The organism is Acidovorax radicis N35 (assembly GCF_000204195.1).
Taxonomy (GTDB): Bacteria; Pseudomonadota; Gammaproteobacteria; order Burkholderiales; family Burkholderiaceae_C; genus Acidovorax; species Acidovorax radicis.
The window spans coordinates 15,298-35,334 of the sequence record NZ_AFBG01000015.1 but is presented as its reverse complement, the minus strand read 5'-3'; the positions used below and the strand labels follow the sequence as shown (position 1 = coordinate 35,334).

The following is a 20,037-nucleotide window of genomic DNA, read 5'->3' as shown; positions in this document are numbered from 1 at the left end:
TTTGCCACAGTCATCAAAACCCGGCCTTGGGAGAACTGTCATGAATGCAATGCGAATCGTGGGTGTGCTGTTGTTGGTGCTGGGCTTGGCCGGGTTTTTGACCGGTGGCTTCAGTTTTACCAAGGACACGACCCAAGCCAAACTGGGCCCGTTGGAGCTGACGGTGAAGGAAAAAGAGTCCGTGAACATCCCGCAGTGGATGAGCCTGGGGGCCATGGTACTTGGCGGCGTGGTTCTGGTGCTGGGGTTTCGCAAAAATTGATGAACGCACCTGCCTTCTGCCCGATGGCAGGCGCCTCCTCCGCCATCTGGAGCAACCATCGTGGCAAGTGGATGGTGTTGCCGCTCCGGTTCTTGCTCTATTCAAGTCGGCGCTTAGGCCCTCAAACACGCAAAACGCGAGGCGGAGCGTGAACACTGGCCGGTCGTGGCGGTGGGTGACCGCTGGCTCCTGCCGGTAGCGGTCTTTCCTACACACCTCAACCTCTTGGCGCGCCCATCATCCGTGAGATGGTTTTGGCCGCGCGCAGCAGCGCAGGCAACAAGCTCTCCTGCATCACCGCCGCACTCGTGCGGTTGGCCTGCCCGCTGATGTTGAGCGCCGCCACCGTCTGCCCCGTGCGGTTGGTCAGCGGCGCGGCAATCGATATCAAACCCTCTTCCAGCTCCTGATTCACCAGGCACCAACCCTGCTGCCGCGCCAGGCGGATGTGGGCGAGCAGAGTGTCCCCATCCGTGGTGGTGTGCTCGGTAAAACGGTCCATGGGGTGGCCCCGCAGCCGGGCCTGCAACTCGTCATCCGGCAGGCCCGCCAACAGCATGCGGCCCATCGAGGTCCAGCACGCGGGCAGGCGCGAGCCCACGCCCAGCGTGGTGCGCATGATCTTGTGCGTGGGCACGCGCAGCACATAGACGATGTCCAGGCCGTCGAGCACGGCGGCCGATGACGACTCGCGCACCTCCTCCACCAGGTCTTCCATCACCGGCTCGGCCAGGTTCCAGATGGGCAGCGATGAGAGGTAAGCAAATCCCAAATCCAGAATGCGCGGGCTCAGCCGAAAGAGCTTGCCGTCCGTCTCTACGTAACCCAGCGTCTGCAGCGTGAGCAGGATGCGGCGCGCGCCCGCGCGGGTCAGGCCGGTCTGCGCGGCCACTTCGCTCAATGTCTGCTGCGGCCGGGCGGCGCTGAACGATCGGATCACCTCCAGCCCGCGGGCGAACGACTGCACATAGCTGTCGCTGGGTTTGGGGTCTTTGGCTTCAGGGGTTTGGAAATTCATACGTATGCCAACTATAATTCTTTATGCGAACATTTGTTCTATAAACGAACAAATTCTATCTGGAGTCAAGCACGTCATGAAAGCAGTTCGATGATCAACAAACTGGCGGAGTCGGTGGCCCAGGCCCTTGCAGGGGTGAAGGATGGTGCCACGGTGTTGATAGGCGGGTTTGGCACGGCAGGCATTCCGGGCGAGCTGATCGACGGCCTGATCGCCCAGGGCGCGCGCGACCTCACGGTGGTCAACAACAACGCCGGCAATGCCGACCAGGGCCTGGCCGCGCTGCTCAAGGCCGGCCAGGTGCGCAAGATCATCTGCAGCTTTCCGCGCCAGGTCGACAGCTATGTGTTCGACGACCTGTACCGCAGCGGCAAGCTCGAACTCGAACTCGTGCCCCAGGGCAACCTGGCCGAGCGCCTGCGCGCTGCGGGTGCGGGCATCGGCGCCTTTTTCTGCCCCACGGCCCACGGCACCGAGCTGGCGGCCGGCAAGGAAACGCGCGAGATCAATGGCAAGCACTACGTGCTCGAATTTCCCATCCACGGCGACGTGGCGCTGATCAAGGCCGAGCAGGGCGACCGCTGGGGCAACCTGACCTACCGCATGTCGGCGCGCAACTTCGGCCCGGTGATGGCCACGGCCGCCAAGACCACGATCGCCACCGTGCACGAGGTGGTCGAACTGGGCGCGCTGGACCCGGAAGCCATCGTCACGCCCGGCATCTACGTGACCCATGTCGTGAAGATCGACCGCACCGCCACACAGGCCGGCGGCTTCAGGAAGTCGGCATGAAATCGGCCCCTACCGCACAAGGAACCAGCGTGAGCAGCTATCAAAAGCGTAGTAAAGAAGTACTGGCGAAGCGCGTGGCGCAGGACATCCACGACGGCGCCTACGTCAACCTGGGCATCGGCCAGCCCACCCTGGTGGCCAACCACATTCCCGCGGGCCGTGAGGTCATCCTGCAAAGCGAGAACGGCATCCTGGGCATGGGCCCGGCGCCAGCTGCGGGGCTGGAGGACTACGACCTCATCAACGCTGGCAAGCAGCCGGTGACGCTGCTGCCCGGCGGTGCGTATTTTCACCACGCGGACAGCTTCGCGATGATGCGCGGCGGGCACCTCGACATCTGCGTGCTGGGTGCCTTCCAGGTCAGCGCCACGGGCGACCTGGCCAACTGGAGCACGGGCGAGCCCGGCGCCATCCCTGCCGTGGGCGGCGCCATGGACCTGGCCATCGGCGCCAAGCAGACCTGGGTGATGATGGACCTGCTCACCAAGCAGGGTGCCAGCAAGATCGTGACGCAATGCACCTACCCGCTCACCGGTGTCGCCTGCGTGAAGCGCATCTACACCGATCTGTGCACACTGGCCTGCACGCCCACGGGGCTGCAGCTCATCGACACCGTGCCCGGCCTGCAGTTGCCTGAGCTGGAACAACTGGTGGGTCTGCCCATCCGTGCAGCCGCCGTTTGAATGCGTCATTTCGTCATCACCACACCCCACCCGTTCGGGCTGAGCCTGTCGAAGCCAGGGCGCTGTCAGCGCGGCCCTTCGACAAGCTCAGGCCGGACGGTCTGGGGGCATTTCCACTGAGTCCATAGAAACGAGGAGACAACACCATGAGCCCACAACGCCAAGCCTTCATCTGCGACGCCATCCGCACCCCCTTCGGCCGCTACGGCGGCGCGCTCTCCAGCGTGCGCACCGACGACCTGGGCGCCATCCCCATCAAGGCGCTGATGGACCGCAACCCCGGCGTGGACTGGGCGGCCGTGACCGACGTGCTCTACGGCTGCGCCAACCAGGCCGGTGAAGACAACCGCAACGTGGCCCACATGAGCAGCCTGCTGGCGGGCTTGCCCATCGACGTGCCCGGCGCCACCATCAACCGCCTGTGCGGCTCGGGGCTCGATGCCGTGGGCACCGCAGCGCGCGCCATCAAGGCGGGCGAGGCGGGCCTGATGATCGCGGGCGGCGTGGAGAGCATGAGCCGCGCGCCCTTCGTCATGCCCAAGGCCGAGTCGGCCTTCAGCCGCAACAACGCGGTGTACGACACCACCATCGGCTGGCGCTTCATCAACAAGCTGATGAAGGAAAAGTACGGCGTCGACTCCATGCCCGAAACTGCCGAGAACGTGGCCACCGACTTCGGCATCGAGCGCGAAGCACAGGACCGCATGGCCCTGGCCAGTCAGCTCAATGCCGTGGCGGCGATCAAGGCCGGCCACCTGGCGCGCGAGATCGTGCCGGTGCACATCCCGCAAAAGAAGAGCGACGCCATCATCGTCAGCCAGGACGAACACCCGCGCGAGACCAGCCTGGAAGCGCTGGCCAAGCTCAAGGGCGTGGTGCGGCCCGACGGCACGGTGACCGCGGGCAACGCCAGCGGCGTGAACGACGGCGCCTGCGCGCTGTTGCTGGCCGACGAAGCCCATGCCGCCAAGTACGGCCTCAAGCCCCGCGCCCGCGTGGTGGGCATGGCGGTGGCCGGTGTGGCGCCGCGCATCATGGGCTTTGGCCCCACGCCCGCCACGCAAAAGGTGCTGGCGCAGACAGGCCTGACCATCGACCACCTGGACGTGATCGAGCTCAACGAAGCCTTTGCCGCGCAGGGCCTGGCGGTGCTGCGCGCCCTCGGCATCAAGGACGACGACGCACGTGTGAACGCCTGGGGTGGCGCCATTGCGCTGGGCCACCCGCTGGGTGCCAGCGGCGCGCGCCTGGTGACCACCGCTGTGAACCGCCTGCACGAACATGCCGGCCACTATGCGCTGTGCACCATGTGCATCGGCGTGGGGCAGGGCATCGCCATCATCCTGGAGCGTGTGTGACCGTGGCAGATTCCAAGAGCATTTCTGCCACCGCCGTCACCGTCATCACCGGTGCGAGCAACGGCATCGGCCGCGCCATCGCCGAGGCCGTGCTGGCCCAGGGCCGCGCCGTGGTCAACCTGGACTACGTGCTGCCCAGCTGGAGCCACCCGCAACTCACGTCCTACCAGGGCGACCTGACCGACGAGGCCTCAACCCGCGATCGCGCGGCGGAGATCGCCGCAAAGCACAACGTCACGGCGCTGGTGAACAACGCCGGCGCCACACGCCCCGGCACCATCGACACCGCCACCACGGCGCACCTGGACGACGTGGTGGGCCTGCATCTGCGCGCGCCCATGCTGCTGGTGCAGGCTTTTCTGCCCTCGCTGCGCGCCAGCGGTCAGGGCCGCATCGTCAACATGTCGTCGCGCGCCGCACTGGGCAAGGCCGACCGCATCGTGTATTCGGCCACCAAGGCCGGAATGATCGGCATGACACGCACGCTGGCCATGGAGCTGGGGCGTGACGGCATCACCGTCAACGCCATCGGCCCCGGGCCGATTGCCACCGAGCTGTTCCGCCAGAGCAACCCCGACGGTGCGTCGCAAACGCAGCGCATCCTGAACAGCATTGCCGTGGGCCGCATGGGCACGCCCGACGACGTGGCGCGCGCGGCGCTGTTCTTCCTCTCGCCCGACAACGGTTTCGTGACCGGGCAGGTTTTGTACGTGTGCGGTGGTACGACGCTCGGCGTGGCACCTGTCTAGCCACCTGAACGCATTTTTACTGCAGCCCTGAAAGGGGCGCACCCCTGTTCTCGCCCGGAGGCCTCGGCGCCCGGTTGAGGCCACGGCGCGGCGGATTCCGCGCTCGTGAGACCCATTTCCATCCACCTTCCTGAAGGAGACAAACCATGACCCGTTCCATCCACACCACCCGTCGCTTCGCACTGTCGGCCGCTGCCTGCGCGGGCGTCGCCGCCATCGCCGGTGCTGGCCTGCTGGGCAGCAGCGCAGCAATGGCCCAGGCCTATCCCACCAAGCCCGTCACCATCGTCGTGCCCTTTGCCGCAGGCGGCACCACCGACATCCTGGCCCGCATCATCGGCCAGGCGCTGACCACCGAACTCGGCCAGTCGGTCATCGTGGACAACCGCGCCGGTGCGGGCGGCAACATCGGTGGCGCGCTGGCGGCCAAGGCCTCGGCAGATGGCTACGCCCTGTTCATGGGCACGGTGGGCACCCACGCCATCAACGCCAGCCTGTACAAGAAGATGCCGTTCGATCCCATCAAGGACTTCGCGCCGCTCTCGCGTGTGGCCAATGTGCCCAACCTGCTGGTGGCCAACCCCGCACAGCCCTACAAGAGCGTGAAGGAGCTGATCGCCTACGCCAAGGCCAACCCGGGCAAGGTCAACTTCGGCTCCTCGGGCAACGGCAGCTCCATCCACCTGTCGGGCGAGCTGTTCAAGAGCCTGGCCAAGGTGGACATGGTGCACGTGCCTTACAAGGGCAGCGCACCGGCTGTGACCGACCTGCTGGGCAACCAGATCGGCATCATGTTCGACAACATGCCCTCGGCCATCCAGCACGTGCGCAGCGGCAAGCTGGTCCCCATTGCCGTGACCACGGCCAAGCGTTCGCCCGAGCTGCCCAACGTGCCCACCATCGCCGAAGCCGGCGTGCCCGGGTATGAGGCCACGTCGTGGTTCGGCATGTTCGCGCCCACGGGCACGCCCGCACCGGTGCTGGCCAAGCTGAACACCGCGCTGGTCAAGGTGCTGAACCAGGCTGAGGTGAAAAAGAAGATCAACGAGCAGGGCGCCGAAACGTATAGCGAGACGCCCGAGCAGTTCGCCGCCTTTATCCAGTCCGAGTCGGTGAAATGGGGCAAGGTCGTCAAGGAGTCTGGCGCTAGCCTGGACTGATCTTGTGGCGGGGCCGGGCCCCGCCGCCACGGACCTTCCGGCCCCGGATTCAGCGGGCTTTGCCAGGGCCCTTGTGGCCGGCCGCCGCGCCGAGCAATGCCTGTTCCGCCACCGCCGCGATCTGGTCCGCGAAGGCTTCACTCCCCACCGCCCGCGCAAGCGTGACGGCGCCCACCAGCGAAGACAGGGCGGCGCAGGCGGCACCCAGCTCCCGCGGCGCGCCGGGTGAGGCGGGGCCATCGATGATTGCCTGCGCCACATCGCGCAAGGCCACTTCAAAGCTGGCGCGGGAGGCCTCGTCCGCCCGCGCGACTTCCGGTGGCATGGTTTGCAGCGTGCAGCTTTCCGACAGGTCGCAGGTGCGCTTGGCACGAAGGTAGAAGCGCACGAATTCAGGCCACCAGGCGCGCCCATGCTCCGCCTGGTAGTACTGCACGCCGCCTTTCAATTCGGCCATGCCTTGCGCCACCGATTCGCGAAACGCGTGGGCTTTGGAGTCGAAATGAACATAGAAAGCGCCCGAAGTCAGTCCCGCTTCCTTCGCCAGGCCATCCACCCCGACCCCGCCGAATCCTCCCTTGCGAAACCCGCGCCCCGCGGCTTCCAGGATGCGTTGGCGCGTCAGCACCTTTTGCTCGGACCTTGAAACCACGTGGAACTCCTCTGGCGTGTGATGCAGACGATTGTAGTTGTTCAAAGAACGATCGTTATGTATTATTAGATAACGATCGTTACTTGAAATGTCCTGCACACGGCAGGGCATGAGTTCAACGCCGTTGTCTTGACCTGGAACCACCCATGCCACTCACTCTCACCCTCACCAAAGGCGTCCTGCCCGAAGGCCAGGAAAAAGTCGCCTTCAGCCGACTGTCCGATGCCATGCTCAAGTGGCATGGGCTGGCGGGCAACGAAGCGATGAAACGCAATATCGTGGGGTCGATCCACCTTGTGCCGAAGGAGCACACGTATTCCGGGTCCCAGGAGGCCTCCGTTGTTTTCGTCGAATGGAAGGTCCCTTCATTCGCCTTCGCCAGCCGCGAGGTGCAAGTCGGCTACGTCGAGGAGGCCACGGACATCATTCATGAGCTGTCGCTCGCGCAGCATCCCAGGGAACGTATCTGGGTCAACGTGGTGCACGCCGTGGATGGGGCCTGGGGCATTGCCGGGATGGCTCTGACCAACGCGCAGCTCGGTGCAGGGGTTGCCGCGGCCTGATAGCGCCGGGGCTGCCAAGCCAATTTGCGGAGCGGGGCCGACAGTGTCGCAACCTCGCTCCGCGTTTCAGGGATACGACCATGCAACTCTCGAACTATCTGTTCTTCACCACAACCTGCGACGAAGCTCTGGATTTCTATGCGCGATGTGGTCTTGGCCACGTCGTGGAGGTGCTGCGCTACGGTGTCGACGGCATGCCCGTCAAGAATGAGGCCCTGCGCGGCAAGGTCATGCACGCCAAGTTTCAGGGCCCCGGCCTTCTCTTCTATGCCTCGGACAACGATGACGCCGAGCCCATGCGGGGCTCTGCGCACTTGCTGGCAATGGACAACCGGGATGCCACGAACAAGCTCTTTCAGGCCCTGGGGGTTGGCGGGACCGTCACAACCCCCTTGGGCATCCAGGCTTGGGGCGACTACTACGGCAAATTGACCGATCGGTTTGGCGTTCAGTGGATGCTGAACTGCGCAAAGGGAGATGGTTGAGAGCCTGTCGCTCCATCCCCCGCGCCGCAGTACACGGGCCGGCAACCCCCTATGCCCTGGCGGGCACAGCGGCGGTGCAGGGTTTGAGCACCCACCAGGTCAGCAGCCCCAACGCCAGCCCCCAGCAGGCCGAGCCCAGGCCCAGCAGGCTCACGTTGGAGGCGGTGACCACAAAGGTGACGAGTGCGGCTTCGCGCTCGCTGGGCTCGGCCAGGGCACCGATCAGTCCGTTCTGGATGGCGCCCAGCAGTGCCAAGCCGGCCACGGTGCTCACCAGCGCGGCGGGCAGCTGTGCAAAGGCGTAGGTGATGGCGCCTGCAAAGCTGCCCAGCAGCAGATAGAACGCACCGCAGGCCACGCCGGCCACCCAGCGCTTTTCGGGCAGCGGGTGGGCTTCTTCGCCGGTGCAGATGGCGGCCGTGATCGCCGCGAGGTTGATGCCGTGGGCACCGAACGGCGCCAGCAGCAGGCTGGCCAGGCCGGTGCCCGCGATGAGCTGGTTGTTGTGGGCGGTGTAGCCTGATGCGCGCAGCACGGCCACGCCGGGCACCTGCTGGCCGGTAAGGCACAGCACTGCCAGGGGCAACGCGGTGCTCAGGATGGCCGTCCATGAAAATTCGGGCGTGGTCCACACCGGCAACGCCAGCCCCCAGGCGGAGGGCGATGTGCCCAGGGCGCTGGCGGCGGGCTGTGCCGCAACCTGCCCCCAGCCCAGCCATTGCCACAGGGCCACCCCGAGCAGCAAGGTGAGGGCAATCGCATAGCGGGCTGAGCGCTGCTTGAAGAGCAGGTAGCCCGCAAACATGGCGCCCACCAGCCAAGGCGCGCCCTCCACCGTGCTGCGGGCGGCGCCAAAGGCGTCCACGCCAAAACGCAGCAGGATGCCCGCCAGCATGGCGGCGCACAGGCTGCGCGGGATGCGCGCCATCAGCCGGTCGAAGACGCCGGTCCACCCGATCAGCAGCAATGCCGCCGCGGCCACCAGATAGGCGCCAATCACCTGGCTGTAGGGCAGGGCCACCAGCGCGCTGGCCAGCAGTGCCGCGCCGGGCGTGTTCCACGCGCAGACCACGGGCACGCGCTGGCGCCAGCTCATCCACAGGCCGCACGCCCCGGCGCCGATGGAGATGGCCCATACCCACGAGGTGACCTGCGCCGCCGTCAGGTGCCCGGCTTGCGCGGCCTGCAGCACCAGCAGCAGGGGGCCGGCATACGAGATCAGCACGGCCACCAGCCCCGCCACCACGGCGGGGAAAAGGTCGTGGGCTGTGGCCGTCCAGCGGGTGCCGGTTGCGGGGTTGCGTATTGCGGAGGCCGTGGGGGTGGGTGTGGTGCCCGCAACCTGGGTCGAGGCGGTCGCCAATACCGGCGATGGGTGGGTGGGGTGGTGCTGCGTTGTCATGGGGCCATGGTGCCCGCAGGCCACCCGCCGGGCAGGCACAGTGCGCCCACGGTTTATGCTGTACAGATGGCTGAATCTTCATCTGTACTGCAGCACAGTTACCTGCAGCTTGCACAGCTGGTGCGCCGCGACATTGCCCAGCAACGCTATGCGCCGGGCGAGCGCCTGCCTTCGGTGCGTGCGCTGGCCGCGGCGCAGGGCGTGAGCGTGGCCACCGTGGTGCGCTGCTACCGCCACCTGGAGGCCCTGGGCGCCGTGCAGGCGCGGCACAAGTCCGGCATGTATGTCGCAGAGCCCACCGCCCAACGCGCGCTGCCCCGGGATGAGACTGGCGCTGACATGCAGGGCGGACGCAGCACACCGGCCCGCGCGCACTCCACCCCGCCGCCGGTCGAGTTTGACCGCCTGGTGTCGCTGGAGCACCGCATGACCCAGCTGTATTCGCTGACCACCCAACAGCCCCTGCAGTGGGGGCTGCACCTGGCCAACGCCGCGCCCGTGTGGTACCCCACCGAGGCGCTGGCCCGCATCGCCCAGCGCCTGCTGCGCAGCCAGCCCGAGATGCTGGGCACCTACCCCACCGGCAGCGGCCTGCCCGCGCTGCGCACCGAGCTGGTGGGTTGGATGGCGACCTACGGCCTGGACCTGCAGCCCGAAGAACTGCTGGTGACCAATGGCAGCACCGAGGCCCTCAACGTCGCGCTGCGTGCTGTGGCCCGGCCGGGTGATGCGGTGGTGGTGGAGTCGCCGGTGTACTTTGGCTTGCTGCAGATGCTGGGCAACCTGGGCTTGCGCGCCATCGAGCTGCCCTGCACGCCGGGCGAGGGCATGAGCCTGGAAGCCCTGGAGTACGCGCTGGAGCACCAGAGTGGCGTGCGCGCCGTGGTCGCCATGCCCAACTTCCAGAACCCGCTGGGCCACGTGATGCCCGACCGCAACAAGCGCCGCCTGCTGCGCCTGGTGGAGCAGCACGACCTGGCGCTGATCGAGGACGATGTGTTCGGCGATCTCTCGCACACGCCACACCGGCCTCAGCCTGTGAAAGCCTGGGACCGCCACGGCCGCGTGATCTATTGCGGTAGCAGCAGCAAGAGCCTGGCGCCTGCGTTTCGCCTGGGTTGGACGTCGGGCGGGCGTTGGCATGCGCGCATGGAGTCGCTCAAGCTGAGTACCTCGCTCGCGGCCCCATGGCTGGAGCAGGCGGTGATGGCCGAGTTTCTGCGCAGCGGCGCGCTGCAGCCGCACCTGCGCCGCCTGCGAGAGCGGCTGGCCCAGACCACGCCGCGCGCGACCGAGGCGGTGCGCAAGCATTTCCCGGCTGGCACGCGGGTGCACAGCCCGGCGGGTGGATGGTGGCTGTGGCTGGAACTGCCCGAGCCCGTGGATTCGCTCGCGCTGCTGCGGCCGGCCGTGGCGCAGGGCATTGCCTTCACGCCCGGAGCGCTGTTCTCGACCACCGCCAAATACGCGAGCTACCTGCGCCTGAACATCGCCCGCCCCTGGACGCGTGAGCTGGAGCAGGCGGTGCGCCAGCTGGGGCACCTTGCCGGGAGCCTCCCCTCGGGTTAGAGAGGAAGGCGCTGGCCCTGGGTGTTGCCGAATTTTGGATAAAAATGGCCGCTAGCGCTTGATTGGTAATGCTTTATTGCTACTAAAAATATAGCACTGTGCGATGGTGCCATCAGGCATTCACGCGGTACACCTGCCCCGTCTGTCCGCCCTCCACGCTGCGCTGGTAGGCACGGGCTGCGCGTTCAGCGGGCACGGGCTCGAACCCGGGGAAGAACGGCCCATACACCCCCACCGACTCCGTCAGGATGGTGGGGCTCACGGCGTTGATGCGCAGCCCGCGCGGCAGCTCGATGGCAGCGGCGGCCACGAAGCCTTCAATGGCGGCATTCACCGCCGTGGCGTTGGCGCCGTTGCGGATGGGCTCGATGGAGAGCACCCCACTGATCAGCGTGATGGAGCCGCCATCGTTCAGGTATTTGTGGCCCAGCAGCGCCAGTTGCACCTGGCCCAGCAGCTTGTCCTGCAAACCCAGGTTGAACTGCTCGGCCGTCATCTCGGTGAGGGGCCCAAAGTGCAGGTTGCCGGCGGTGTTGACGATGGCGTCCACCCGGCCCACCGCGGCAAACAGCGCAGCCAGCGACGCGGGCTGAGACAGGTCTGCGCGGTGCGTGCCGCTGCTCCTGCCCACGGTGATCACGTCGTGGCGTGCGCCCAGGTTGGCTTGCACGGCCTGGCCGATGGTGCCGCTGGCGCCGATGATAAGAATCTTGGACATGGTGATTTCCTTGAAGTGAAAGAAGGGTTGAAGAAGAGCAACAATCGACAGCCCCGATTCTTTTGTGAATCAATCAATGCATAAAGTACATTGAAGTTCTTCTTGTACTAACCATTGATTAGGAATCGCCATGGACAAGCTCCGCAACATGGAGGTCATGGCCGCCGTGGTCGAGGCCGGCAGTTTTGCCGCCGCCGCGCGCCAGCTGGGCATCTCCGCCGTGATGGTGGGCAAACACATCCAGCAGCTCGAGGGCCACCTGGGTGCGCGGCTTTTCCAGCGCAGCACGCGCCAGAACAGCCTGACCGAGGTGGGCGCTGCGTTCTATGAAGACAGCAAGCGCGTGCTCGAGCAGGTGCGCTGGGCCGAATCCGCCGTGGAGCGCAGCCGCGCTGTGCCGCAGGGCCTGCTGCGTGTGAGCGCGCCGTTCACGCTGGGCAACCACGTCATCGCGCCGCTGGTGGCCGACTTTCTGCAGCGCCACGAACAGGTGCGCGTGGACCTGCAGCTCACCGACAGCGTGGTGGACCTGGCGGGCGAGGGCTTTGACGTGGCGGTGCGCATCGGCAAAGTGTCTGACGAGGGTCTGGTGGCCCGCCCGCTGCGCCCCTACCGCATGGTGATTGCCGCCGCGCCGGCCTACCTACGGCGCCACGGCACGCCCGAGCGCGCGGCCGATCTGGCCCGCCACCAGTGCCTGAGCCACTCGGTGTGGCAGCGCCGTGTGGAATGGACGCTGCGCGACGGCAACGAGGAATTCTTCTGGCCTGAGCATGCCCGCCTGACCTGCAACCAGGGCGACGGCCTGCGCCAGGCCGCGCTGCGCGGGCTGGGGCTGATCATGCAGCCCGAGGTGCTACTGGCCGACGACCTCGCCAGCGGCGCCCTGGTGCCGGTGATGCAACCCTGCCTGCCCGTGGCGCGCGCCGTGCACCTGGTTTATGCGCCAGACCGGCGGCAGCTGCCAAAGCTGGCGAGGTTTGTGGAGCATGTGGTGGGGGTGCTGGGGATTGCGGGCGATGCCAAGGGCGCTGCGCCGCAGGCATAGCGCGCACCAGGCCTGAGGGGGGCCCGCTACGCGCACCTGTTACCCGGCGTGGTCTACCGATGCGGCCACGGCAAGGCGCCCGTCCTCGCCGCGCACCAGTGTGTACGACTCACGCCAGGTGCTGAGCACGCTGGCGTCCTCGCGCAGCAGCTCCCAGGTCACGGTGGCCAGCGCGCCGCTGGGGCCAAGGGCCTGCACCTCCAGGTCGCAAAAGCGGCAACTGCGGCAGCCCTGGCCGTGGTATTGCATGACCACCTGCTGGAAGTAGTCCCCTGTTTCGCCGCCCGTGTGGAAGCGCTGCCACGCGCCCCGTGCATCCACGGCCACATAGGGCGCGCCATAGCGCTCGGCGATGCGCGGGCCGCTGAAGGCGCTGAACGCGGCAACGAAGTCATCGAAGAAGTGCTGCACTTCGGTGCGCAGGTCGGGGGCCGTGGGCGTCATGGAGGTCCTTGTGTGTTAAGGGTGCTGGTGTCGCTGAGAGCAGCTAACCAAACTCAGCGAAGCGGTTCTGGCTAGGCGCTGCGTCGCAGGCAGTACGAGTAATACGACAAGACGCGGCAACAACGCCAGAAGAGTTTCGTTCGCCGCTCTAAGCCGGCCCCACGGGCCCGATCTTGAATACCCCGCTCACCCGCGCGCAGGGCTCGCCGTCCGCAGTAACCAGGCCCTGCGCAAACACCAGCGAGCGTGTGATGCGCAGTGGCTCGGCCTCGCCCTGCACCCACATGCCCAGCCGGGCGGGGGCCAGGTAGTCAACCTGCAGGCTGATGGTGGGCAGAAACCGGTCCGCCACGGCCGTGCTCTTGCTGTGCACCGACAGGGGCAGCAGCATGTCGCAGAACGTGGCCATCATGCCGCCGTGCAGGTTGCCCATGGTGTTCACGTGGCGTTGCTCCACGCGAAAACCAAACTGCACCACGGTGCCCTCACGCCGCACGTACAGCGGGCCGTTATTTTGGATGAAGGGTCCGCCCATGGCCAGCATCACAAAGCCTTCGGGGATTTCGGGGCCTCTGGCGGCGGGGGGCGTGCTGTCCGAGGCGCTGTGCGCAGGGGCGTGCGTCATCGCGCGGCCTCCTGCTCCACGTCGCTCTCAAAGCTTGCCCCGTGCAGTGCGCTGGTCGTGCCGCTGCCACCACTGGCGCTGTCGAGCCAGCCGCCGTACACCGCCTGGAAGTCCGCCACGATCTGCGCCAGCGGCATGTCGTCGAAGGCGCCGCGCTGGTGCACGTACTCCATGTGGCGCTGGCCGGACTTGTCGAACGGGTGGTAGATCGAATCGTTCTCGCCATCGAACTCCAGCGGCAGCAGCCCGAAGCGGTCGCACAGCTCGATGTTGAAGGCCGGCGTGGCCTTGCGCCACTGGCCATCGAGCCAGATGTCGGTGTAGCCGTGCCAGATGAAGAGGTCGGTCTTCATGGTCTCGCGCATGCGCTCGGTGGAGAGGTGGTTGCGCACGTCGGCAAAGCCCATGCGGGCGGGTATTCCCGCTGCGCGGCATGCGGCGGTGAGCAGCGCGGCCTTGGGCACACACCAGCCGTAGCCATTGCCCAGCACAGTGCTGGCCGTCATCCCTGCGGGCGAGAGGTCGATGCGGTACGGGTCGTAGCGAAAGCCGTCGCGCACGGCCAGGTAGAGCGCGACGGCGCGTTCGCGGTCGGTGGCGCCGCGTGCGTGTTCGGCCGCGAAGGTCTGGATGACGGGCGCATCACTGTCGATGATCGTGGTGGCGCGCAAGTGTGCGGGCGTGGGGTGGTCCTGGGTCATGGTGGGAAGGCTCCTTGCGGCCAGTGTGCAGGCCCACGCAGTGCAGGGCTGTCACGGTGGTGCCATGGGCAGTGTGCCGGATAGCGCGCGCCGGCCGCTGTCCATGGGTTTTGTGGGTCATACCCGCCAGGCCGGCAGCTCCCAGTTGCGCCACAGCGCCAGCCCGCGCAGCCCGGCCGTGAGCAGCACGCAGGCCACGAGCGGAGCCCAGTCGGGCGCCTGCATCTGGCGCAGCGCCACATCGGCCCAGCCGCCTGCAAAGGCGCACAGCGCGTAGGGGCGGTGGTCGCTGAAGGCCTGAGGCACTTCGTTGCACAGCACGTCGCGCAGCACGCCGCCAAAGACGCCGGTGGTCACCCCCATCATCACGCTGATGATCGGCGGCATGCCGATGGCGGTGGCGATGTCCACGCCCACCGCTGCGAACAGGCCGAGGCCAATCGCGTCGGGCAGCAACATGGCGCGCTCGGTGGGCTGAAAGTGCCGCTGGCGCATGAACAGCATCGCACCCACACACAGGGCCAGGATGCCCCAGACAAAACCGGTGTGGCGGATCCAGAAGAAGGGCCGCTGGTCCAGCAGCAGGTCGCGCAGCGTGCCGCCGCCAAAGGCTGACACGAAGGCCACCACACACACGCCCACGGCGTCGAGCCGCTTGCGTGCCGCGGCGATCACCCCCGAGAGTGCAAACGCGATGGTGGCGGCCACTTCCAGAAAGAAGCGCAGGGTGTGCACCCAGGGGGCGTCGAGCAGCAACTGGTCCATGGCCGCGATTGTGCCGTGGCGCCGGGCGGGCACTCAGCATTCAGCGCATGACTGCGATGCTATAAAAATAGTAGCTGCTTGCGCTTTTCTATCCAGCGGTAGCGGCCTTTTTGATTGAAGAAAGAAGGCTCAGGCCTGGAAGAAGTGCCGCGCCAGTGCCAGCACACAGCCCGCGCCGCCCAGCCCGCCCAGTCGGCGAGCCCAATGCAGGCTGGCGGTAGGCCACTGGTTCATGGCCAGTACCAGCAGCCAGCCCAGCACCATCCACGCGGCGACCACCAGGGTGACCCCTGCCGCCAGCCCCGCCGCTGCAGTGGCGGTCAGTACCTGCAGCACGATGGTGGCCAGCGCCACGGCCCAGGCGCGGCGGGGTGCCGGACTGCCGTCGCCCCATGCACGGGTAGGCACGGCGCGTGCCCAGCAGGTCAGGGCCATCAGCGAGGCGAGTGCGGCACACAGGCCGGTGAGTTCGTTCATGCAGCCTCCGGCGGGTGTGGGTCAGCCGCTGGGGCTGGAGCGTGCGGCGCGTTACTGCCCGTCCGCCGCCAGCGCAGTGCCCGCCGCGCGCGCAACAGCAGTGGGGCCCCGGCTGCCAATGCGCACAATGCAGACGCCACCACCCACTGCAGCAGCCCGGCCTTGGCCGCCAGGCCGCCATATGCCAGCGCGGCCAGCACCCACAGCAGCACGGTGGTGCGCGGCGCCCAGTGGCGCAGTGTGGCAGCGGGCAGGGCGATAAAGAAGGCGAGCAGCAGGCCCAGCATGCCGGACGACCGTGCGGGCTCGGTGGCCACGATGTGGGCCAGGCGGAAAGACTCCACGGCCAACAGGCCGCTCAGCCAGAAGGACAGATGCGCTGACACCACAAAGCGGCCCCAGCCGCGCGGATGCCAGCGCGGACGGGGAGCGACCGGGTGCGCTGCAGGGCCCGACGTGGCCACGGTGGCGTGCCGCGCTGCCTTGCGCCGGGGCGCCTGCACCCGCTGCGGCCCGATGAATGCGGCGATGCCAGCGCCAGCCAGGCCCACGGCGGCCAGGCTGGCGCACATGCCCGCCGCGTGTGCGCTGCCCAGCACCAGGCCCACGACGCCGGCAACCACCAGCATCAAGCCCGCACCGCCCAGCGCCACCCGCCACAGCGCGAGCGTGCGCAGTGCCCACGCGCTCACGACCGACATCAACAGCCACACTCCTATGAGCACCCAGGTCGCCCACACCGGCCGCTGTGCCAGCGAGGGCAGGCCGGAGGGCCCCCACAAATGCACGAACACTGCCACGACGAGCGCGGCGGGCGTGGTGGCGTGCAGGGCCAGGAAGAAGCGTTGCATGGTCAAGGAGAAAAACGAATCGGGGAGCCTGGAATTCAATGCCGCTCGGGCTGTGCCTGTCGAAGCCTGGTGCGGCGCTTCGACAGGCTCAGCATGAACGGTTCAATGGCCATCAGCCCGCCGCCGCGATGCCGCCGCCAGTAGCCTCGGCCTCGCGCCGCCGCTGCTGGCGCGCGTCGAGCCAGATCAGCGTGCCCGAGATCGAGAGGAACGCGGGCGTCATGCCCAGCAAGAAATACAGCCACTTGAGCGTCAGCCCGCCAAAGTCGCCAAAGTGCAGCGGCTCCATGAGGCCGTTGACCAGCGACCAGAAGCCCGCCGTCCGCGGGTCGTGCACCTTCTTGGGCAAGCCGGTGGCGGCGTTGATGTCCACCCGCGCAGTGCTGGCCAGGTGGTCGCTCAGGTTGCCGGTAAAGCCCGCCTCGGCGGTGTCGGTGCCCCAGCGGCGCATCGACACATAGCGCGCCTCCAGCCCCGGCACGGCCTGCTGCGCGGTGATGTACAGGGCATCGAGCGACTGCATGCGCACGGGCTCGGCGGCATCGCCGGCGGCCTTGCGCGCAGGCTTGGGGGCCTTGGCTGCATCGGTGCCGCTGGTGCTGCTGTTGGCGGTGGTCACGTATTTGTAGCCCTGCTCGAACAGCGGCGCCAGGCCCATCCAGGCGCCCGTGGTGGCGATCAGGATGTGAAAGAACAGACCCCAGATGCCTGCCGACTTGTGCAGGTCGGACATCACCACGCGAAAGCTGCGGCCCCAGCGCTGGGTGAAGAGCTCGGCCAGGATCTTGCGGTGGATGACGATGCCCGTGACGATGAGCACCAGCATGGCCGCACCGAGAAAGCCCACGATCCACCGCGGCCCGAAGAACAGGAACACGTGCAGCATGCGCAGGTACTGGCCGAGCTGGCTGTCCACGGGGCCCACCACCGTGCCCGTGTCCGAGCGCAGGGCCACCTTGGTGCGCGTGTTGGCGGGCGCGCCGCGCTCGCGCACAAAGGCGAAGTAGCTCGGGTTGACCGCATCGGGCAGCGCGATGGTCTCCACCGTGGCGCCGGGGTAGCGTGTGTGCAACTGGGTCAGCACCGCGTCGAGCGATGCGGGTTTTTCAGAGCGCGGCAGTTGGGCCAGCGACGGGTTGGCCCATAGGTCGATCTCGTTCTTGAACACCACCACCGCGCCCGAGAAGCACACGATGAACAGCAGCAGCCCCGTGACGATGCCCGCCCAGGAGTGCAGGACGAAAAGGCGGTTCAGGGTGCGCTGGCTGGTCATGGTCGGCTCGCGGTGGCGGGGTGATGGCGCTGCGGTCAGAAGAAGTACGTCACGCCCAGGCTGAAGCTGCGCGGCAACGCGGGCGACACCACGTTGGCATTGATCGCGCCGTCGTAGTACGCCTTGTTGAACACGTTCTTCACGCCCGCCGTCACGCGGTAGTTGTCGCCCGCGTAGCTGATGGACGCATCGGCCACCACGTACGACGGCAGCGTGAAGGGGTAGGAGCCGATCTGCTCGCTGACGTAGCGCCCACCCATGCCCAGCGTGATGCGCTGGACCTTTGGCAGCTTGTAGGTGGCCCAGGCGGTGAGCGTGTGGCGCGGCGTGAGGTTCAGCGGCAGGCCCACGATGGCGGCGTTGTTGTCGCGCGTGACCTTGGACTGCGTGTAGGTGTAGGCGCTGGTCAGCTTCCAGCCGTTCTTCATGTCCGCGCCCAGTTCCACCTCCAGGCCGCGTGCGCGCTGCTGTCCGGTCTGCACGCTGAAGCCCGTGTTGACTAGGTCGGCGGTGGTCACGTTTTCGCGCACCAGGTCGAACACGGCGAGTGCGCCGGTGAGCTGGCCATTGGGCGACTCGTACTTCACGCCGGCTTCCCACTGTTTGCCGGTCTCGGGCACGAAAGGCGAGCCTGCAAACGTCAGGCCCGACTGAGGCAGGAACGATTCGCCATAGCTGCCGTACGCGGCCCAGCCGGGCTTGAACTCATACACCAGGCCGGCGGACAGCGTGGTGGCGTTGTCCTTCTGGCGGGTTTGTTGGCGGGCCACCCTGTCGTCGATGTCGTTGGTCGACCAGTCGCGGCGCAGGCCCACGAGGGCCGTCCAGCCCTGGCCGAACTTCATCTGGTCTTGCGCATACAAGCCCATCACATTGAGTTTTTCGGGGGCATCGCTGGTGAGATTGACGGGGCAGCTAGCGGACATGCCGTAGACCGGGTTGAACAGGTCGAGCGCACCGATGGTGCAGCGGCGCTGCCCCAGGTAGGAGTGGCCGGAGCGCGCGTCCAGCCCGGTCACCAACTGGTGCTTCATGCCCAGCGCCTCGAAGCGCGTGAGCAGCGAGGTGTCGGTGGCCAGCAGGTCGTAGTCCATGTATTGGCGCGATGCCTGGCGGTTCTGAAGCCGCTGGTTGGCTTGCAGCGCCTGGTTGGAGACGAAGTTGCCCGTGCCCTTCTCGGTCTCGTAGCGCACGTTCTGGCGGAAGGTCATGGCGTCGGACACCTTGTGCTCCAGCGCATAGCCCAGCGTGGTGCTCTCCACGTCGTACACGCCGAACGCAGGGTCGCCGGTGAACATCGTGCGGGACAGCGTGCCGTTGCGGTTGGGCAGCAGCGTGCCGTACGGCGTGATGCCCTGCTGGCGCATCCACTCGCTGCGGCTGTAGGTGGCAAACAGCACCAGGTCGGTCTGCGCGCCCAGGTCGATGGACAGCGAGGGCGCGAACCACCGGTCCTTGCGGTAGACGAACTGCGTCGGGTCGTCGGAGTCGGACACCTGGGCGTTGATGCGCAGCGCCGTCTTGCCCGATTCGGACAGCGGCTTGTTCACATCGGCCTGCAGCGTGCGCTGGCCGAAGCTGCCCACTTCCACACCCACTTCGTTCAGCGCATCCTTCTTGGGCCGCTTGCTCACCGCGTTGACGATGCCGCCGGGCTGCACCTGGCCGTACAGCACAGATGCCGTGCCCTTGAGCACCTCGAAGCGCTCGTAGCCGTAGGGCTGCAGCTTGGCCCACATGCCGGGGCTTTGCACCAAGCCATCGACCAGGATGGATTCGGTAGAGCGAAAGCCACGGATGTTGATGTCGTCAAACCCCCGGCGCCCGAAGTTGACGGGGCTCACGCCCGCCACGGTCTGCAGCGCCTGCTGCACGTTCACGATCTGGCGCGACTCCATCTGCTCGCGCGTGACCACGCTGACGGACTGCGGGGTCTCGAGCCGGCGCATGGGCGCCTTGCCGGCGGTCTGTGCCTCGACGGGGGCAAAGCCCATGTCTTTTTCGGTGCTGGCGTTGATGCGGACTTCTTGGAGCTGGGGGGCGGTGGCGCTGGTGGCTGCTGCGGCCGGGTCGGCGGTTGGCGTTGCATCGGCCTGCTGCGCCATGGCGGCGTGCGCGAGGCACAAGGCCAGCGGGGTCAGGGCGAAGAGGGTGGCCTGGCGGGCAGACGGACGTGAGGGCGAACGAAGACGGGCGAGCGAAGAGCGCGGCGACACCGCACGCGAGGGCTGAGAAGACATGGGGGTCCCGGTGGAGAGTGGGCAAAAACGCGAGGTGCACTGGCTCGCGTTGTGTGTCCGGGACGCTGGCTGGCTGTGAGGTGAATTCTAATGCGAATAGTTATCGTTTGAAAATTAAAAAGGTGCTACCGAGATAGTCGTTTTCTGCTGCTTTGCTGCGAGCGACGTTCATGTTGTGAAAGCGCACTGAATGAACAGATGC

22 protein-coding genes are annotated in these 20,037 nt (G+C 67.0%); 10 read left to right on the top strand and 12 right to left on the bottom strand.

Annotated elements, in window-relative coordinates:
* Window positions 1-40: 40 nt before the first annotated feature.
* Window positions 41-262, top strand: coding sequence for a hypothetical protein (locus tag ARADN35_RS0104290; RefSeq protein ID WP_029413244.1), 222 nt, complete (start codon window positions 41-43; stop codon window positions 260-262).
* Window positions 263-479: 217 nt separating this feature from the next.
* On the opposite strand, the gene ARADN35_RS0104285 is transcribed toward ARADN35_RS0104290, so the two are convergent.
* The gene (locus ARADN35_RS0104285; RefSeq protein ID WP_010459389.1) at window positions 480-1,280 is read right to left on the bottom strand and encodes an IclR family transcriptional regulator domain-containing protein; all 801 of its coding nucleotides are present in this window, start codon (window positions 1,278-1,280) and stop codon (window positions 480-482) included.
* A gap of 90 nt (window positions 1,281-1,370) precedes the next feature.
* Here ARADN35_RS0104285 and ARADN35_RS0104280 point away from each other — a divergent pair, with 90 nt between their 5' ends.
* The 5 genes from ARADN35_RS0104280 (at window position 1,371) to ARADN35_RS0104260 (ending at window position 6,022) form a co-directional block, all read left to right on the top strand.
* Window positions 1,371-2,072, top strand: coding sequence for a 3-oxoacid CoA-transferase subunit A (locus ARADN35_RS0104280; RefSeq protein ID WP_010459386.1), 702 nt, complete (start codon window positions 1,371-1,373; stop codon window positions 2,070-2,072).
* 29 nt (window positions 2,073-2,101) lie between these two features.
* Complete coding sequence (locus ARADN35_RS0104275) at window positions 2,102-2,755, top strand: 3-oxoacid CoA-transferase subunit B (protein WP_010459384.1); 654 nt, start codon at window positions 2,102-2,104, stop codon at window positions 2,753-2,755.
* 146 nt (window positions 2,756-2,901) lie between these two features.
* Window positions 2,902-4,113 carry a 3-oxoadipyl-CoA thiolase gene (gene pcaF, locus ARADN35_RS0104270; protein WP_010459382.1) on the top strand — a complete coding sequence of 404 codons (1,212 nt, stop codon included), beginning with the start codon at window positions 2,902-2,904 and terminating at the stop codon, window positions 4,111-4,113.
* A 20-nt stretch (window positions 4,114-4,133) separates the two neighbouring features.
* Window positions 4,134-4,862 carry an SDR family NAD(P)-dependent oxidoreductase gene (locus ARADN35_RS0104265; RefSeq protein ID WP_029413241.1) on the top strand — a complete coding sequence of 243 codons (729 nt, stop codon included), beginning with the start codon at window positions 4,134-4,136 and terminating at the stop codon, window positions 4,860-4,862.
* Window positions 4,863-5,008: 146 nt separating this feature from the next.
* Window positions 5,009-6,022, top strand: coding sequence for a Bug family tripartite tricarboxylate transporter substrate binding protein (locus ARADN35_RS0104260; protein WP_010459378.1), 1,014 nt, complete (start codon window positions 5,009-5,011; stop codon window positions 6,020-6,022).
* Window positions 6,023-6,071: 49 nt separating this feature from the next.
* Here ARADN35_RS0104260 and ARADN35_RS0104255 read toward each other — a convergent pair whose 3' ends face one another.
* Window positions 6,072-6,773: a TetR/AcrR family transcriptional regulator gene (locus tag ARADN35_RS0104255; protein ID WP_244265844.1), complete on the bottom strand. Its 702-nt coding sequence runs from the start codon at window positions 6,771-6,773 to the stop codon at window positions 6,072-6,074.
* A gap of 47 nt (window positions 6,774-6,820) precedes the next feature.
* On the opposite strand from ARADN35_RS0104255, the gene ARADN35_RS0104250 reads away from it, so the two are divergent.
* Together ARADN35_RS0104250 and ARADN35_RS0104245 are read left to right on the top strand one after the other, a co-directional pair.
* The gene (locus ARADN35_RS0104250) at window positions 6,821-7,237 is read left to right on the top strand and encodes a hypothetical protein (RefSeq protein WP_010459374.1); all 417 of its coding nucleotides are present in this window, start codon (window positions 6,821-6,823) and stop codon (window positions 7,235-7,237) included.
* An 80-nt stretch (window positions 7,238-7,317) separates the two neighbouring features.
* Window positions 7,318-7,722, top strand: a complete 405-nt coding sequence (locus ARADN35_RS0104245; protein WP_010459372.1) for a VOC family protein — start codon at window positions 7,318-7,320, stop codon at window positions 7,720-7,722.
* Window positions 7,723-7,771: 49 nt separating this feature from the next.
* On the opposite strand, the gene ARADN35_RS25860 is transcribed toward ARADN35_RS0104245, so the two are convergent.
* Window positions 7,772-9,124, bottom strand: coding sequence for a benzoate/H(+) symporter BenE family transporter (locus ARADN35_RS25860; protein WP_010459370.1), 1,353 nt, complete (start codon window positions 9,122-9,124; stop codon window positions 7,772-7,774).
* Between the two features lie 66 nt (window positions 9,125-9,190).
* On the opposite strand from ARADN35_RS25860, the gene ARADN35_RS0104235 reads away from it, so the two are divergent.
* Window positions 9,191-10,693 (top strand): aminotransferase-like domain-containing protein, encoded by a 1,503-nt coding sequence (locus ARADN35_RS0104235; RefSeq protein ID WP_010459368.1) that lies wholly within the window; start codon window positions 9,191-9,193, stop codon window positions 10,691-10,693.
* A gap of 112 nt (window positions 10,694-10,805) precedes the next feature.
* On the opposite strand, the gene ARADN35_RS0104230 is transcribed toward ARADN35_RS0104235, so the two are convergent.
* Window positions 10,806-11,411, bottom strand: coding sequence for a short chain dehydrogenase (locus ARADN35_RS0104230; protein WP_010459365.1), 606 nt, complete (start codon window positions 11,409-11,411; stop codon window positions 10,806-10,808).
* A 130-nt stretch (window positions 11,412-11,541) separates the two neighbouring features.
* On the opposite strand from ARADN35_RS0104230, the gene ARADN35_RS0104225 reads away from it, so the two are divergent.
* Entirely contained in the window at window positions 11,542-12,459 is a 918-nt protein-coding gene (locus tag ARADN35_RS0104225) for a LysR family transcriptional regulator (RefSeq protein WP_010459364.1), read from the top strand.
* A gap of 39 nt (window positions 12,460-12,498) precedes the next feature.
* On the opposite strand, the gene ARADN35_RS0104220 is transcribed toward ARADN35_RS0104225, so the two are convergent.
* From ARADN35_RS0104220 to ARADN35_RS0104185, 8 genes are all read right to left on the bottom strand, one after another.
* On the bottom strand, window positions 12,499-12,903 hold the full coding sequence (locus ARADN35_RS0104220) for a hypothetical protein (RefSeq protein WP_010459361.1): 405 nt from the start codon (window positions 12,901-12,903) through the stop codon (window positions 12,499-12,501).
* Window positions 12,904-13,051: 148 nt separating this feature from the next.
* Window positions 13,052-13,528 carry a PaaI family thioesterase gene (locus ARADN35_RS0104215; RefSeq protein WP_010459358.1) on the bottom strand — a complete coding sequence of 159 codons (477 nt, stop codon included), beginning with the start codon at window positions 13,526-13,528 and terminating at the stop codon, window positions 13,052-13,054.
* The gene (locus ARADN35_RS0104210; RefSeq protein WP_010459357.1) at window positions 13,525-14,229 is read right to left on the bottom strand and encodes a transglutaminase-like domain-containing protein; all 705 of its coding nucleotides are present in this window, start codon (window positions 14,227-14,229) and stop codon (window positions 13,525-13,527) included. The genes ARADN35_RS0104215 and ARADN35_RS0104210 overlap by 4 nt, the downstream gene beginning before the upstream one ends.
* 117 nt (window positions 14,230-14,346) lie before the next feature.
* Window positions 14,347-14,994 (bottom strand): trimeric intracellular cation channel family protein, encoded by a 648-nt coding sequence (locus ARADN35_RS0104205; protein ID WP_010459355.1) that lies wholly within the window; start codon window positions 14,992-14,994, stop codon window positions 14,347-14,349.
* A 129-nt stretch (window positions 14,995-15,123) separates the two neighbouring features.
* On the bottom strand, window positions 15,124-15,471 hold the full coding sequence (locus tag ARADN35_RS0104200; protein ID WP_010459352.1) for a hypothetical protein: 348 nt from the start codon (window positions 15,469-15,471) through the stop codon (window positions 15,124-15,126).
* Window positions 15,468-16,322: a hypothetical protein gene (locus ARADN35_RS0104195; protein ID WP_010459351.1), complete on the bottom strand. Its 855-nt coding sequence runs from the start codon at window positions 16,320-16,322 to the stop codon at window positions 15,468-15,470. The genes ARADN35_RS0104200 and ARADN35_RS0104195 overlap by 4 nt, the downstream gene beginning before the upstream one ends.
* 112 nt (window positions 16,323-16,434) lie before the next feature.
* The gene (locus tag ARADN35_RS0104190; RefSeq protein ID WP_010459349.1) at window positions 16,435-17,595 is read right to left on the bottom strand and encodes a PepSY-associated TM helix domain-containing protein; all 1,161 of its coding nucleotides are present in this window, start codon (window positions 17,593-17,595) and stop codon (window positions 16,435-16,437) included.
* A 35-nt stretch (window positions 17,596-17,630) separates the two neighbouring features.
* Entirely contained in the window at window positions 17,631-19,835 is a 2,205-nt protein-coding gene (locus ARADN35_RS0104185) for a TonB-dependent siderophore receptor (RefSeq protein WP_029413234.1), read from the bottom strand.
* Between the last annotated feature and the right edge of the window lie 202 nt (window positions 19,836-20,037).